The organism is Bacillus sp. PS95 (assembly GCF_037963565.1).
GTDB classification, from domain to species: Bacteria; Bacillota; Bacilli; order Bacillales; family Bacillaceae; genus Bacillus; species Bacillus subtilis.
The window spans coordinates 2,635,700-2,649,057 of the sequence record NZ_CP150160.1 but is presented as its reverse complement, the minus strand read 5'-3'; the positions used below and the strand labels follow the sequence as shown (position 1 = coordinate 2,649,057).

Annotated in this window: 14 protein-coding genes and 2 pseudogenes; 13 read left to right on the top strand and 3 right to left on the bottom strand. The window is 36.9% G+C overall.

Annotated features, from left to right (window positions below; all coding sequences use genetic code 11):
- Positions 1-300: 300 nt before the first annotated feature.
- A complete protein-coding gene (locus tag NSQ12_RS13800) occupies positions 301-1,344 on the bottom strand; it encodes a nitronate monooxygenase (RefSeq protein ID WP_069703845.1) in 1,044 nt (347 codons plus the stop codon).
- 395 nt (positions 1,345-1,739) lie between these two features.
- On the opposite strand from NSQ12_RS13800, the gene aadK reads away from it, so the two are divergent.
- Entirely contained in the window at positions 1,740-2,594 is an 855-nt protein-coding gene (gene aadK / locus NSQ12_RS13795) for an aminoglycoside 6-adenylyltransferase AadK (protein WP_339174922.1), read from the top strand.
- Between the two features lie 226 nt (positions 2,595-2,820).
- The gene (locus NSQ12_RS13790; protein ID WP_038427809.1) at positions 2,821-3,324 is read left to right on the top strand and encodes a DinB family protein; all 504 of its coding nucleotides are present in this window, start codon (positions 2,821-2,823) and stop codon (positions 3,322-3,324) included.
- 230 nt (positions 3,325-3,554) lie between these two features.
- Here the strand turns inward: NSQ12_RS13790 and NSQ12_RS13785 are convergent.
- A pseudogene (locus tag NSQ12_RS13785) lies at positions 3,555-3,698 on the bottom strand (TetR-like C-terminal domain-containing protein); the annotation flags it as partial.
- A gap of 289 nt (positions 3,699-3,987) precedes the next feature.
- Here NSQ12_RS13785 and NSQ12_RS13780 point away from each other — a divergent pair.
- The 10 genes and pseudogenes from NSQ12_RS13780 to NSQ12_RS13735 all read left to right on the top strand — a co-directional run bounded on the left by NSQ12_RS13780 (position 3,988) and on the right by NSQ12_RS13735 (position 11,358).
- Entirely contained in the window at positions 3,988-4,143 is a 156-nt protein-coding gene (locus NSQ12_RS13780; protein WP_014477443.1) for a hypothetical protein, read from the top strand.
- Positions 4,144-4,188: 45 nt separating this feature from the next.
- Entirely contained in the window at positions 4,189-4,560 is a 372-nt protein-coding gene (locus tag NSQ12_RS13775) for a YrdB family protein (RefSeq protein ID WP_339174920.1), read from the top strand.
- A 230-nt stretch (positions 4,561-4,790) separates the two neighbouring features.
- Positions 4,791-5,357, top strand: coding sequence for a cysteine hydrolase family protein (locus NSQ12_RS13770; protein ID WP_019712537.1), 567 nt, complete (start codon positions 4,791-4,793; stop codon positions 5,355-5,357).
- Between the two features lie 639 nt (positions 5,358-5,996).
- Positions 5,997-7,229: a cytochrome P450 gene (locus tag NSQ12_RS13765; protein ID WP_339174918.1), complete on the top strand. Its 1,233-nt coding sequence runs from the start codon at positions 5,997-5,999 to the stop codon at positions 7,227-7,229.
- Between the two features lie 192 nt (positions 7,230-7,421).
- Positions 7,422-7,684: pseudogene (locus tag NSQ12_RS13760) on the top strand (barstar family protein).
- A gap of 331 nt (positions 7,685-8,015) precedes the next feature.
- Complete coding sequence (gene azlB / locus NSQ12_RS13755; protein WP_015251617.1) at positions 8,016-8,489, top strand: azlBCD operon transcriptional regulator AzlB; 474 nt, start codon at positions 8,016-8,018, stop codon at positions 8,487-8,489.
- A gap of 12 nt (positions 8,490-8,501) precedes the next feature.
- Entirely contained in the window at positions 8,502-9,266 is a 765-nt protein-coding gene (azlC, locus tag NSQ12_RS13750; RefSeq protein WP_064671004.1) for an azaleucine resistance protein AzlC, read from the top strand.
- On the top strand, positions 9,263-9,595 hold the full coding sequence (azlD, locus tag NSQ12_RS13745; RefSeq protein ID WP_003245988.1) for a branched-chain amino acid transporter AzlD: 333 nt from the start codon (positions 9,263-9,265) through the stop codon (positions 9,593-9,595). Before azlC ends, azlD begins: the two co-directional genes overlap by 4 nt.
- Before the next feature lie 165 nt (positions 9,596-9,760).
- Positions 9,761-11,083, top strand: a complete 1,323-nt coding sequence (gene brnQ / locus NSQ12_RS13740) for a branched-chain amino acid transport system II carrier protein (protein WP_339174915.1) — start codon at positions 9,761-9,763, stop codon at positions 11,081-11,083.
- 26 nt (positions 11,084-11,109) lie between these two features.
- Complete coding sequence (locus NSQ12_RS13735; protein WP_225722182.1) at positions 11,110-11,358, top strand: hypothetical protein; 249 nt, start codon at positions 11,110-11,112, stop codon at positions 11,356-11,358.
- Positions 11,359-11,515: 157 nt separating this feature from the next.
- Here the strand turns inward: NSQ12_RS13735 and gltR are convergent, their stop codons facing one another.
- Positions 11,516-12,406, bottom strand: coding sequence for a glutamate biosynthesis transcriptional regulator GltR (gene gltR, locus NSQ12_RS13730; RefSeq protein ID WP_041520479.1), 891 nt, complete (start codon positions 12,404-12,406; stop codon positions 11,516-11,518).
- A gap of 328 nt (positions 12,407-12,734) precedes the next feature.
- Here gltR and NSQ12_RS13725 point away from each other — a divergent pair, with 328 nt between their 5' ends.
- Entirely contained in the window at positions 12,735-13,109 is a 375-nt protein-coding gene (locus NSQ12_RS13725; protein ID WP_153940003.1) for a tautomerase family protein, read from the top strand.
- The last annotated feature ends 249 nt before the right edge of the window (positions 13,110-13,358 follow it).

Here is a 13,358-nt window from a genome sequence, read left to right as displayed (position 1 = left end):
TATCATCTGAATCAAACGAAAAAGAACCATTTTACTATTCGAATTTAATATGGGAGTTATCGATTTTTCGAATAGGTAGCAAAACTTGAGAAGAGGAGATAAGATCGAAATGTTGGTGATGTATTGTGGTTGTGGTGAAATCATTAAGATCGCATCGTATCAATGGGATGATTGATAACCCGAATCAATTAGCTTTGAAAATGTAGGAGTATTGAGATTTCCAGAGTCAGGGGATGAAATTACGAAAAAAAAGCAAACTGCCTGTCGAAGTTTGCTTTTTGCTCTATCAATGAGGTGCGCCTATATTTTTATATCCTCTTGGCAAAGCTGATTTAAAAGCTGCTTAACCGAAATTTCCTCAGTCAATGACCGTATCCCTTGACCTGCCCATAAAGACATCTGATCATGGTTATTTTGAAGTGAAGCCTTCTGTCTCATTGCCTTCGTTAGTGTATTTTGATAAGGGTACGGAAGGGTTTGTGTCTCAAACTGTTCTTTTTCTTCCATCCATTTATTAACGATTCCTCTGGCCTCTTTACCTGAAAATAATGTCGTAAGCTTTGTATCTGCTTCGTTTGCTTCTAGTATTTTCTGTTTATGCACTGGATGTGCGTTACTCTCGTGACAAATTAAAAAGGCAGAACCGATTTGAACTCCTTGGGCTCCGAGGGTTAAAGCTGCTTTTACTCCTCTGTGGTCTATCATTCCCCCAGCAGCTATGACAGGTACGCTCAGTGCATCTGCTGCTTGTGGAATCAGAGCCATTAAACCTACGGCAGATTCACCTTTGGAAGGTAAGAATGCTCCGCGATGTCCACCGGCTTCACTTCCTTGAAGGACTACTATATCCATTCCCCGTTCTTCCATTAACAATGCTTCTTCTACTGTTGAAGCGGTTCCTATTAAACAGCATCCAGCGTTTTTTAGCTCCTTTACTGCGTCTTCAGGCGGCAGATCAAAAGTGAATGAGCAAGCCTTAACCTTGTATTTTAAAATTAGATCAATTTTTTGATAGAAGTCATCCCACTCTTCTTGTACAGATGTGAATTGATTTACTTGATTAGCTAACGGTATGTTTTCTTTCCACTTTTTAATCTGATCTTTTGGTGGCATCTCTAGACCTAGCGGAACAAACACATTAATTTGAAAAGGAGCGTCTGTCAGCTCAAACATTTCTTTTATTTGTTGTTCTAGGAGGTCTGGCGTAAGATACCCCGATGCTAAGCTGCCAAGAGCACCTTGATTCGAAACTGCAGATGCAAGTCGGGGCTTTGTAATACCGCCAGCCATTGGAGCTTGAATAATCGGTTTTGTTAAAGAAAACTTTTTCATAAATTCATTCATACCGAATCCCCCCGTTAAGACATGATTTTTGAAAAAAGTGTCATTTTAAAATTTACTCAAAAACTCGTATTCGTTTAAATATATCGTTTTCCTTCTTTTTGTCAATCTCTCATACCAGTTAACATGACGATAAAGCAGGGGGGATTAAAGTGCGTCAAAGATAGTGTCGTCCCATGGCGGCTCTACAAAAAACTGAATATTCATGTAGTCCGTCATAGTTGATATCTGATTTTGAGATGTCTTGCATCTTAATATTGAATGATATATAGGAGAACATCATGTAAAATAAAGCTTAGAAGAATACATCACATTCAAGAGTAAAAAAATCTATAAGACGTACAGATCAATATTCGGTTTTACAGTTAGATATTAAGGCTGAAACGGAGGAACATGAGATGCGAAGTGAGCAGGAAATGATGGACATTTTTTTGGACTTTGCTTTGAACGATGAGAGAATCCGATTGGTCACTTTGGAAGGGTCACGTACAAACAGAAATATCCCTCCTGACAACTTCCAAGATTATGACATCTCGTATTTTGTAACTGATGTAGAATCTTTTAAAGAAAATGATCAGTGGCTCGAAATCTTTGGGAAGCGCATTATGATGCAAAAACCAGAAGATATGGAGCTTTTTCCTCCCGAATTAGGTAATTGGTTTTCATACATTATTCTTTTTGAGGATGGCAACAAATTAGATCTAACCCTTATTCCAATTCGTGAAGCAGAAGATTATTTTGCTAATAACGATGGTTTGGTTAAGGTCTTGCTCGATAAGGATTCGTTCATCAACTATAAATTGACCCCAAATGATCGCCATTACTGGATGAAAAGGCCGACTGCAAGGGAATTTGATGATTGCTGTAATGAGTTCTGGATGGTTTCGACTTACGTAGTAAAAGGACTAGCAAGAAATGAAATCCTTTTTGCCATTGACCATTTAAATGAAATTGTACGTCCTAATTTATTGAGAATGATGGCCTGGCATATCGCATCTCAGAAAGGGTATTCATTTAGTATGGGGAAGAACTATAAATTTATGAAACGGTACCTTTCAAATAAAGAATGGGAGGAACTCATGTCTACATATTCTGTGAATGGGTATCAGGAAATGTGGAAGTCTTTATTTACTTGCTATGCATTATTTAGAAAGTATTCAAAAGCTGTATCAGAAAGTCTTACATATCAGTATCCTGATTACGATGAAGGCATCACTAAGTATACGGAAGGTATTTATTGCTCAGTAAAGTAATAAGAATATAGGATTGTTTTCATATGATATTTGATTCTCGCTGACAATGGAGACCAAGGAGTCACCATGTTTGTAAAAAGATGCGTAAATCGTTATGTTTAAGAAGGTCTACGCATTTTACTATGATTATTCTTGTCCAAAATTTTTGTTCTTTTTAACGAAACGAGGCATTATAATTAACCTATAGGCACATTGAAAAAACAAAAGAATAAAAAGGAGGATTTTTGTGTTTCAAACCTTAGACCATTTTTTGAAATCTTGGGAGTTCGAAGCAGATGCTACACAGAAACTATTAAATAGTCTGACTGATGAATCACTTAATCAAGAAATAACTTCACAAAATTGGACTCTAGGCCGTATTGCCTGGCACACTGTTGCTGCTATTCGCATCATTACCTCAAACACAGACTTAACGTTCCATGCCCCAGCTGAAGATTATCCTGTTCCAACTTCGGCTCAGTTTATAGCTGACAGCTATCATCAAGCCAGTAATGCATTTGTACAGGCATTAAAAACCCAATGGACTGACCATACACTTCAAGAACGTATCAACTTTATTGGACAACAATTGCCTAACGGTTCACTTTTGATGTTTTTAATTCAACATCAAAACCACCATCGGGGACAAATGACTGTTCTTATGAGACAAGCAGGTTTAACTGTTCCAGGTATTTATGGTCCAGCAAAAGAAGAATGGGCAAAATTTGGTTTGGAAGCCCCGAAAATGTAATCAACCTTTTTATAAAAAGTTACGCTAGGACAACATATAAGAAGATGTTTTGATCAATCTTTTTTCAAAACATGTTCTTTTTTTGTTCGTTTACCAATGATAAGAACATATTCGAATCATTTTTATTCCAAATCATTTCAAATGACAACGTTCTTCCGCTTTATTGTTGGCCTATTCCCAACGATGTAAGTATAATTTTTAATGCTGTCAAATCTTCTAGATACACATGTCTATAGATTCCTCTCTAACAAAACCCCCGCTTTTTCTGCCATCACTCGAGGTGGGTAAGGCATTTCATTTTTCAACCACCATTCGACTACTCCTACGTATGCATTTGTAACAAATTCAGCAACGATCTATGGTTCAGAAATTCCAATGAAACATTCAGGTGTTGCTCAATTTTTGAATAAAAGCAGCTGCGCCAAAAGGAAGCCTATTGGAAGAGTCTAGCTAAGTTGCAACAAATGGATATAAGAGAGGAACGTCTTCTCAAAAGGGAAGGTAGTGTATTACTGTAATTCATACAATGAGTAAAGCCTCCCAGCGATAAGCGAGGTCAATATTCAGCTTTTATGGTATATTCTTTACTTCGTTCGACAAATTCTGCAAATTGTAGACAACTTCCTGATTATTTGGATAATTAACTGGATAGGAGGGGAAAAGTTGTCATATTTCATTATACTTATCATCGTTCTATTAATCGGAGCATTGGTAACAGCAGCAGTCGGTATCATCTCTTCAAAAGTAGAGGTAATCTCGCCGAAAACTACAATAGAATCTAAAGAGGAAGAACAGAAAAGTTTTTATACGCTGAAATAAAGCAGAGAAAGAGCATCTCCTGCGGGGGTGTTTTTTATAGAGGAGTTGGAAAAACTGAATCAGACTAATTTACTTTTAAGATTCACCCTTGAAATCGCTGCACTAATCTCCTTAGGGGTGTTTGCTTGGATAAGCTTTAATGGTTATTTTAAATATGTTTCAACTTTGGTTTTACCTATTGCAGTTATGATTGTCTGGTCTGTATTTGCAGTACCTCATGATCCTAGTCGAAGTGGACAAACTGTAATAGCTGTAAACGGGGTAACAAGGTTAGTTATTGAATTATTGATCTTTGCACTGGCTGTTGCAACGCTTTATTTTAGTCATTTAAAACCAGTTGGTATTGTCTTTTTATGTCTAATAATACTCCACTACATCTTTTCAGCTGAGCGTATCAAATGGCTTCTAAATCAATAGTTTTTCATTTCGGCACTCGTTATTAGAGTGCTTTTTATCATTCTCTGTAGAGCCAGTGATTCTCAGATTAGATTATTGAAGGTTAACGGCTTGGGCACAGTTGCAGTTTAGAACGCATTTTCCAATAAAGAAGGCGCTCATTTGAAATTCATCATTAAACAATTGTACAAAAGTAAAATTTGTATTTAGAATGTAGTAATAAATAGAAATTCTACATAGGAGGGTATCTTGTGGAAGAAAAGAAAAAAGCTTTAATCATTGTGGATGTACAAAAAGCCTTCGATGATAAAAAATGGGGGGAACGGAATAACGTAAAGGCGGAAGAAAATATTAGTAAAATACTAAAATTATGGAGAGAAAAAGGATGGACAGTCATATACATACAACACACTTCTGATAAACCTCATTCTTTATTCCATCCAAAGAATGAAGGGTTTGCGATAAAGGAAATAGTTAAGCCTATGGATGAAGAAGTCATTATAACCAAGACAGTAAATAGCAGCTTTATTGGTACGAATTTAGAAGAATTCTTAAAATTAAATGAAATAAACACTGTAGTCATAACTGGTTTAACCACGCCTCACTGTGTATCAACCACCACAAGAATGAGTGGTAATTTAGGGTTTGATACATACCTGATTTCAGATGCAACAGCAGCCTTCGGAATGAGAGACCAAAATGATACATATTATGATGCGGCGACTATTCATAATATATCTCTAGCTACATTGCATGATGAATTTGCCACAATATTGACAACTGATCAATTAATAAATGATTTTATAAAAACTCACTGATGAAAAACATTTTGGCACAGTAAAACGGCAGGCGCCTTTCCAATAGGAAGGGCGCTTTAATTCGATTTCCTTCTTTACTTGCTCAGAGGAGATGTATCAATTTTTCTTTATCGACAAGCTAGGGCAGATGAATAAGCTAAGTGGCAAAGCTACTCCATGAATCTTTCAATCAATATCCTTTTATGGATTTACTCGTAAAACGCGAAAAAAAGATCATTCATTTATTTTTGAAATGCATAAAGTACTGACAAGAGCATATTTTAAAAAGCATTTCTTTTTTGTTGACATTCAGAATGGTGAAATGGTTGTTGCCGCTCGATTAAAACATCGTGATAAACTCGACATTAACTTGATCGATTATATAGCAGCAGGGGGGATAACATTAATCAAAATGAGGCTAAAAATCTTCAAATCCTTAAAAGAGCCGGCATAGAAGTATTAGGAGTTTCGCCATTTTATCAGGGAAAGAGTTTAGGCAGCAAAATGATTAATGACTGTCTCATATCTTTTATTTCAAAATGCGGGGGCGGCATTTTGGCCCTTATCATGAATACTGATCTCAATAGATCATTTTACAAATCGTCCTGTTTTTATATTTAAAGATTATCATAACCTTTCATAAAGATGGAGGTCGAATGAATGTCTTCAAAAGAAAAAAAGAGTGTAACCATCTTGACGGAAAGTCAATTGTCTTCGAGAGCATTTAAAGATGAAGCGTATGAATTTTATAAAGAATTGCGAAAATCACAGCCTCTCTACCCATTATCTTTAGGATCTCTGGGGAAAGGCTGGCTCATATCGAGATATGATGATGCAATACATTTATTAAAGAATGAAAAATTAAAGAAAAACTATGAAAATGTATTTACCGCAAAAGAAAAACGTCCTGCTCTATTGAAGAATGAAGAGTCTTTAACAAAACATATGCTTAATTCAGATCCCCCGGATCACAACCGCTTGCGAACTCTTGTTCAAAAAGCATTTACGCATCGGATGATTTTGCAGTTGGAAGACAAAATCCAACATATCGCAGATTCTTTATTGGATAAAGTGCAGCCCAACAAATTCATGAACCTAGTAGACGATTATGCGTTTCCATTGCCGATTATCGTGATAAGTGAAATGCTCGGCATTCCCTTGGAAGATCGTCAAAAATTCAGAGTGTGGTCGCAAGCAATTATTGATTTTTCAGATGCCCCTGAAAGACTTCAGGAGAATGACCATTTGTTAGGGGAATTTGTTGAATATCTGGAATCCTTAGTTCGCAAAAAAAGGAGAGAACCTGCAGGAGATTTAATAAGTGCATTAATTCAAGCGGAAAGTGAAGGCACACAATTAAGTACAGAAGAATTGTACTCGATGATTATGCTGCTTATCGTTGCAGGTCATGAAACAACCGTAAACTTAATCACCAATTTGACATATGCTCTGATGTGTCACCAAGATCAATTAGAAAAGCTCCGCCAGCAGCCGGACTTGATGAATTCAGCCATAGAAGAAGCATTGCGGTTTCACAGCCCTGTTGAACTAACGACAATTCGCTGGACGGCTGAACCGTTTATACTGCATGGGCAGGAGATTAAAAGGAAAGATGTGATCATCATTTCTTTAGCATCAGCAAACCGTGATGAGAAGATATTTCCAAATGCCGACATATTTGATATTGAAAGAAAGAACAACCGCCATATTGCTTTTGGCCATGGCAATCATTTTTGCCTTGGTGCACAGCTAGCCCGCTTAGAAGCAAAGATTGCGATTTCCACGTTATTACGCCGCTGTCCAAATATACAGTTAAAAGGCGAAAAGGAACAAATGAAATGGAAAGGGAATTTTCTGATGAGAGCACTCGAAGAACTGCCGCTCAGTTTTTAATTTTTTGGGGGATATGTCATTTTTAAAAACAAAATTTAGCATTATTTATGCCTACCGGGCATGAAAATGTCTTGCAAACACCAATAGTTTCATCCTATCGGTGTTTTTTATTTGTTTTCAGCCTCATTTGGACAAACAGCTGTTACATAGTAAACGTTTGTTAAGATAAAATAATGGAGGGCATAGTTTCTAATGAGAAAAATAATGATAGATGGAAGAGACTTTGAAAATATAGAAGTTTTACATGATGTTTTAAAAGATAAACTAGACTTCCCAGACTACTATGGGAGAAATTTAGACGCTTTATGGGATTGCCTGACAGGGTGGATGGATTTGCCGCTCACTTTAGTCTTGATACATTTACATTTTTAGGTTCATACGCTGACGATGTATTAGAAGTTTTACAAGAGGCTCAAGAGGAACTAAAGGACGAATTTAAAATAATAATAGAGTAGACTTTCTGTTTTGCGAATTTTAACAATTTTCGTTCGCGGAAAAAGGCAATGGGCACCGCAAATTCAATTTTCGGTGAGACCGCAATAACTTTTTGGCTTCTGATAAGTTTCTTATGATGTTGGTATCAAGTCACACAAGTACATAACTCTCCCATGACTTCTTTCTGATGTAAGTTAATTTCATTATGAGTTAATCGCGGGGATAATTTTATTCTGTGAATAATATTTTAAAGGGATTTAAATTTAAATAATATTTGATCATCGAATAAAAATTCGTTATTATTTAAATTGTATGAAATATAATTCTGTTAAAGGTATTGGGGGGTGTGAAATGGGTATTATGCTTGACGAAACTGATAAGGCCATTTTAAGAGAATTGCAGGAAGATGCTTCAATATCAAATTTAAATTTATCTAAGAAAATTGGGCTTTCACCATCAGCTTGCCTTGCAAGAACAAAGAACCTAGTAGAAGCAGGTATAATTAAAAAGTTTACGACTATTGTTGATGAGAAAAAACTTGGAATCGAAGTCACAGCACTAGCTCTCATCAACTTATCACCTTTAAATAGGGAGACAATTCATTCATTTTTAGAGGATATAAACAAATTCCCACAGGTTCAAGAATGCTACACACTTACAGGAAGCCATGACTATATGCTTAAGATTGTGGCGAAGGACATGGAGAGTTATCGGAATTTTATCATTGATTCATTAATGCAGAACCCTGCTATTAGTGGAGTTGACACAAGCATAGTCATGAGTACAGAAAAAAGAACTGTCAGTGTGCCAATTGATGAAATGTAGGAGGTTGTTGATTTGAATAAAAATAAAGAATCGTTACATTTAAGCTCTCCTGCTATAAACACTCATATGAATAAGAGAGGTCAAATATGGGCTGCATTTCGTTCTGCATTCCCATATACAATTCCGATTTTTGCGGGGTTTTTATTTTTGGGGATAGCTTATGGAATCTTTATGCATTCTTTGGGATTTAGCGCAATCTATCCAATCATCATGAGTTTTATGATATTTGCGGGCTCAATGGAGTTTGTTGCAGCGAATTTTTTACTTGGTGCGTTCAACCCTATGAATGCTCTTTTTTTGACGTTAATGGTCAATGCCCGGCATTTGTTTTATGGAATTTCCATGTTGGATAAGTACAGAGGGACTGGAAAGAAAAAGCTCTATCTGATTTTCGGAATGTGCGATGAATCATTTTCTATCAATTATACCGCTAATGTTCCGGCGAATGTTGACAAGGGCTGGTTTATGTTTTTTGTGACACTGCTTAATCATTTATATTGGGTCGCGGGGGCAGCGATAGGAGGTATTTTTGGGTCGTACGTGAAATTTAATACCGAAGGGCTTGATTTTGTGATGACTGCTCTGTTTATTGTGATATTCATAGAACAATGGATGAAAGAAAAAAAGCATTACAGTGCTCTCACAGGACTTGGACTTTCAGTAGCCTGTCTTATCCTTTTTGGCGGAAACCAATTTATTATTCCTGCTATGCTCGCCATTTTAGGGGTACTGACTGTTCTGAGAAAACCATTGGAGAAAGCTGAGGTTTCCGTATGACGATGACTATGACGCAGCAAATGATCACCATCGCAATGGTCGTGCTTGGAACAATGCTGACACGGTTCCTTCCATTCATGATTTTCCCGTCTGGCAAACCGACACCGAAATATGTACAGTATCTTGGTAAAGTGTTGCCATCAGCGGTAATCGGGCTTTTGGTCATTTATTGTTTAAAAGATGTGAGTCTACTTTCTGGAAGTCATGGCATTCCTGAATTGGTTGGAGCAGCTGCAGTTGTACTGCTTCACTTGTGGAAGAAAAATATGCTTCTTTCCATAGCGGGGGGAACCGTTGTTTATATGGTTTTGGTGCAATTGGTTTTTTAACCGATATCGGAAACGATCAAAATGATCATGCTTTTGTTGAACTTGATAAAAATATATAAAACTGACACAAACTTATTTTGGAATCAACACTGCGCCAGTTGCAAATAGCATCTGTAATGTTTCCTGGCTATTCAAGAAGTGTCTACTTTAATCGGAGGATATATAATGTCAAAAAAAGTGTCTGCTTCCTATATCATCATTATAGGATTAATGCTATTTGCATTGTTTTTTGGAGCAGGAAACCTCATTTTTCCGCCTATGCTTGGTCAAATGGCTGGGAAAAATGTATGGGTCGCTAATGCAGGTTTCTTAGTGACCGGAGTTGGATTGCCGTTACTGGCTATAACAGCATTTGTTTTTTCGGGTAAACAAAACTTACAGTCGTTAGCCAGCCGTGTTCACCCGGTGTTTGGCATTGTATTTACGACGATTCTCTATTTGGCAATCGGGCCTTTTTTCGCTATCCCAAGATCAGGAAACGTATCGTTTGAAATTGGGGTAAAACCTTTTTTATCAAATGATGCAGGCCCTGTCTCATTAATCTTATTTACAATATTATTTTTCGCATTGGCATGCTTGTTATCACTCAATCCTTCAAAAATCATTGATATAGTTGGGAAATTTTTGACGCCAATTAAGCTGACATTTATCGGATTGCTTGTAGTGGTAGCTCTTATTCGCCCAATTGGAACCATTCAAGCACCATCAAAAGGGTACACATCACAAGCGTTTTTTAAAGGATTTCAGGAAGGATACCTCACTCTGGATGCCCTTGTAGCATTTGTTTTTGGAATTATCATCGTGAATGCATTGAAAGAACAAGGAGCTTCTACCAAAAAACAGCTGATGGGTGTTTGTGCAAAAGCAGCCGCGATTGCAGCTGTACTCTTAGCAGTTATGTATACAGCCCTTTCCTATATGGGGGCTTCCAGCGTTGAAGAACTGGGGATTTTAGAAAATGGAGCAGAGGTCTTGGCTAAGGTTTCATCCTATTATTTTGGATCTTATGGTTCAATCTTATTGGGCTTAATGATTACAGTGGCGTGTCTGACGACAAGTGTTGGACTGATCACAGCGTGTTCTTCATTTTTTCATGAATTATTTCCGAACATTTCTTATAAAAAAATTGCTGTCGTTTTATCAGTGTTTAGTACACTTGTCGCAAATATAGGATTAACCCAGCTCATTAAGGTGTCAATGCCTGTCTTACTGACGATGTATCCTATCGCGATTTCCTTAATATTTTTAACGTTTTTGCATTCTGTATTTAAAGGGAAGACAGAAGTGTATCAAGGCAGTTTATTATTCGCATTCATCATCAGCTTATTCGACGGTTTGAAGGAGGCGGGAATAAAAATTGAAGTTGTGAATCATATTTTCACTCAGATTCTTCCTATGTATAACATAGGGCTGGGGTGGCTCATTCCAGCTATTGCAGGGGGAATATGCGGCTATATACTGAGTATATTCCGAGCAAAAACAAGTTGATCAATTAACAGCAATATCACTCAGATCTGCAGGATCTCCTCCATCAGTGGATACTTCAACTGTTACAATTGGATGTTCTGCCCCTGTCCAACCGAAAATATCAATCTTCCCGTTGTCACCCGAAATCTGTAGGTGAATATTTAATAGTTGTGAGAGCGATTGACGCTTTAGGAAATAGTCAGCCTTTAACTTCAAGACGCAACCAAGTGTCTAGGGCAATGACCTTCGTTCAAAATTCTTTGAATGAGGAAAATCTACATCCTAATATCGACTAGGTTTCACGATTCAGAGTGCAAAATCACGAAGAAAAAGCAAACTACATACCGAAGTTTGCTTTTTTGCTCTATACAAACATTGAGATGCGCCTATATTTTTATATCAGACAACTGATCAGGGGTATTTTGAGGCGAAGCATGCCTTCCATCCATTTATTTACGATTGATCTGGCCTCTTTATCTGAAAATGATCCCTCATATGCGTTAAAAAAGCAGATAAAGCAGGGGTAATTAAAGTGTCTTTCCGCCTTATAAACATAGTTGATACGAAAGAATATTTGTCAGAGATAGTGTGGCTGCGGATGCGGCCTTCTTTTTCATGCGAAGCAATGATTGAACGAGGCAGCAGTGAAATCCCCAAGCCGGCGCTTACACAGCCAATGATCGCTTCAAGTATGCCAAATTCCATTAATTTTATAGGTAATAAACCTTCTTCTTGCAGGATATGATTGAGCTTTGCTCTGTAAGAGCATCCTTTACGGAATACAAGCATTGTTTGTGTTTGAACATCCTGAATGGAAGAAATCACAGGGTGTGAAGCACTTGTAACAAGAACCATCTCTTCATCCAATACCTTTTCTTGAACTAAATCAGGGTGTTCAATAGGCCCTGAAATAAAAGCGCCGTTTAACTCATAATGTAAAACTGCTTGTATTTGTTGTTCCGTAGGACCGGTTACTAGGTTCAAATCAACATTTGGATAGAGGTTATTATAATGTGCAAGGAGTTGAGGAAGCCAAACTGCAGCTGTTGTTTCCATTGATCCTATACGCAGTGGCCCAGAAGGCGCGGATGATTCGCCCATGGCTGCTCTAGCTTCTTCAATAGTATGTAGAATTTTCTCTGAGTAAGAAACAAGAATTTGCCCTGGGGGAGTAAGTGTGATTCCTCGACTATGGCGATAGAATAATTTTGTCTGTAAATCGTTTTCTAGTTGTTGTATCTTATTCGTTACATTCGATTGTGCATAATTTAAAGTCTGAGCAGCCTTGGAAATACTGCCTTCACGAGCAGTAGTGAGAAAAACCTGTAACAACTGAATATTCATGCAGTCCTCCATAATTGATATCTGATTTTGAGATGTCTTCCATCTTAATTTTGAATTATATATGATAGCAGAGCTTCATGTAAACTAAAGCTTAGAAGAATAAATGATTTCTAGAGTAAGTGATAAGGCTATTTCAAAAAATGGTTAATTACTCGAAGTTGATTCTGTATATTGCCTATGGAAATACACATCATAACATAGGCTTGACTAACAACAATGAAGGGGTTATTGGGAAATTATTTTATTCTAATGTAGTAAGAATAAAAATGAGCACATTATGTAGCAGATGATTGATTAGAAATATCTGACAGTAGAAAGAGGGGATTTTATGCCATTACTTCGTTTTGACTTAATAGAAGGGCGAGATCAATCAAGTTTGAAAAAACTTTTAGATGTCGCTCACAATGTTGTAGTAGAGGCTTTTGATGTGCCTCAACAGGACCGTTATCAAATTGTGCATGAACATCCAGAAAATCATATGATTATTGAGGATACAGGCTTAGGATTTAACCGAACCAAAAATCTTGTTGTTCTTTCTGTTACAAGTAAATCCCGACCGGAAGAGAAGAAACAAAAATTCTACAGGCTGTTAGCCGAAAGACTGGAATCTGAGTGTGGTATCGCATCAACTGATTTAATTGTATCTATTGTTGAAAATGATAATGCTGACTGGAGTTTTGGACTTGGTGAGGCCCAATTTTAACAGGTAAATTGTAGTTGCATACTACAAGAAAAGGATAGAGAAACTAGGTTAGCGGAGCAAACCATGTGTTTGTTCCGCTTTTTTATGTTAATAAGAGAATAATTAAGGAGGTATTGTTGATTTCTATAAAAAATATTTTGACATTTCAGTAAAGAGCAGATATATTTATATATGAACACATGCTCATATATAAATATTATTTGCATCATGTTAGAATGCTTCATAACAGATTTGAAATAATAAATACAT

What these genes read in the sequence shown, in the direction of transcription:
- gltR (WP_041520479.1), bottom strand. Translation starts at nt 12,406, where the DNA reads ATGAATATTCAGTTGTTACAGGTTTTTCTCACTACTGCTCGTGAAGGC.
- brnQ (WP_339174915.1), top strand. Translation starts at nt 9,761, where the DNA reads ATGTCAAAAAAAGTGTCTGCTTCCTATATCATCATTATAGGATTAATG.
- azlD (WP_003245988.1), top strand. Translation starts at nt 9,263, where the DNA reads ATGACGATGACTATGACGCAGCAAATGATCACCATCGCAATGGTCGTG.
- azlB (WP_015251617.1), top strand. Translation starts at nt 8,016, where the DNA reads ATGGGTATTATGCTTGACGAAACTGATAAGGCCATTTTAAGAGAATTG.
- NSQ12_RS13800 (WP_069703845.1), bottom strand. Translation starts at nt 1,344, where the DNA reads ATGAATGAATTTATGAAAAAGTTTTCTTTAACAAAACCGATTATTCAA.
- aadK (WP_339174922.1), top strand. Translation starts at nt 1,740, where the DNA reads ATGCGAAGTGAGCAGGAAATGATGGACATTTTTTTGGACTTTGCTTTG.
- NSQ12_RS13765 (WP_339174918.1), top strand. Translation starts at nt 5,997, where the DNA reads ATGTCTTCAAAAGAAAAAAAGAGTGTAACCATCTTGACGGAAAGTCAA.
- NSQ12_RS13725 (WP_153940003.1), top strand. Translation starts at nt 12,735, where the DNA reads ATGCCATTACTTCGTTTTGACTTAATAGAAGGGCGAGATCAATCAAGT.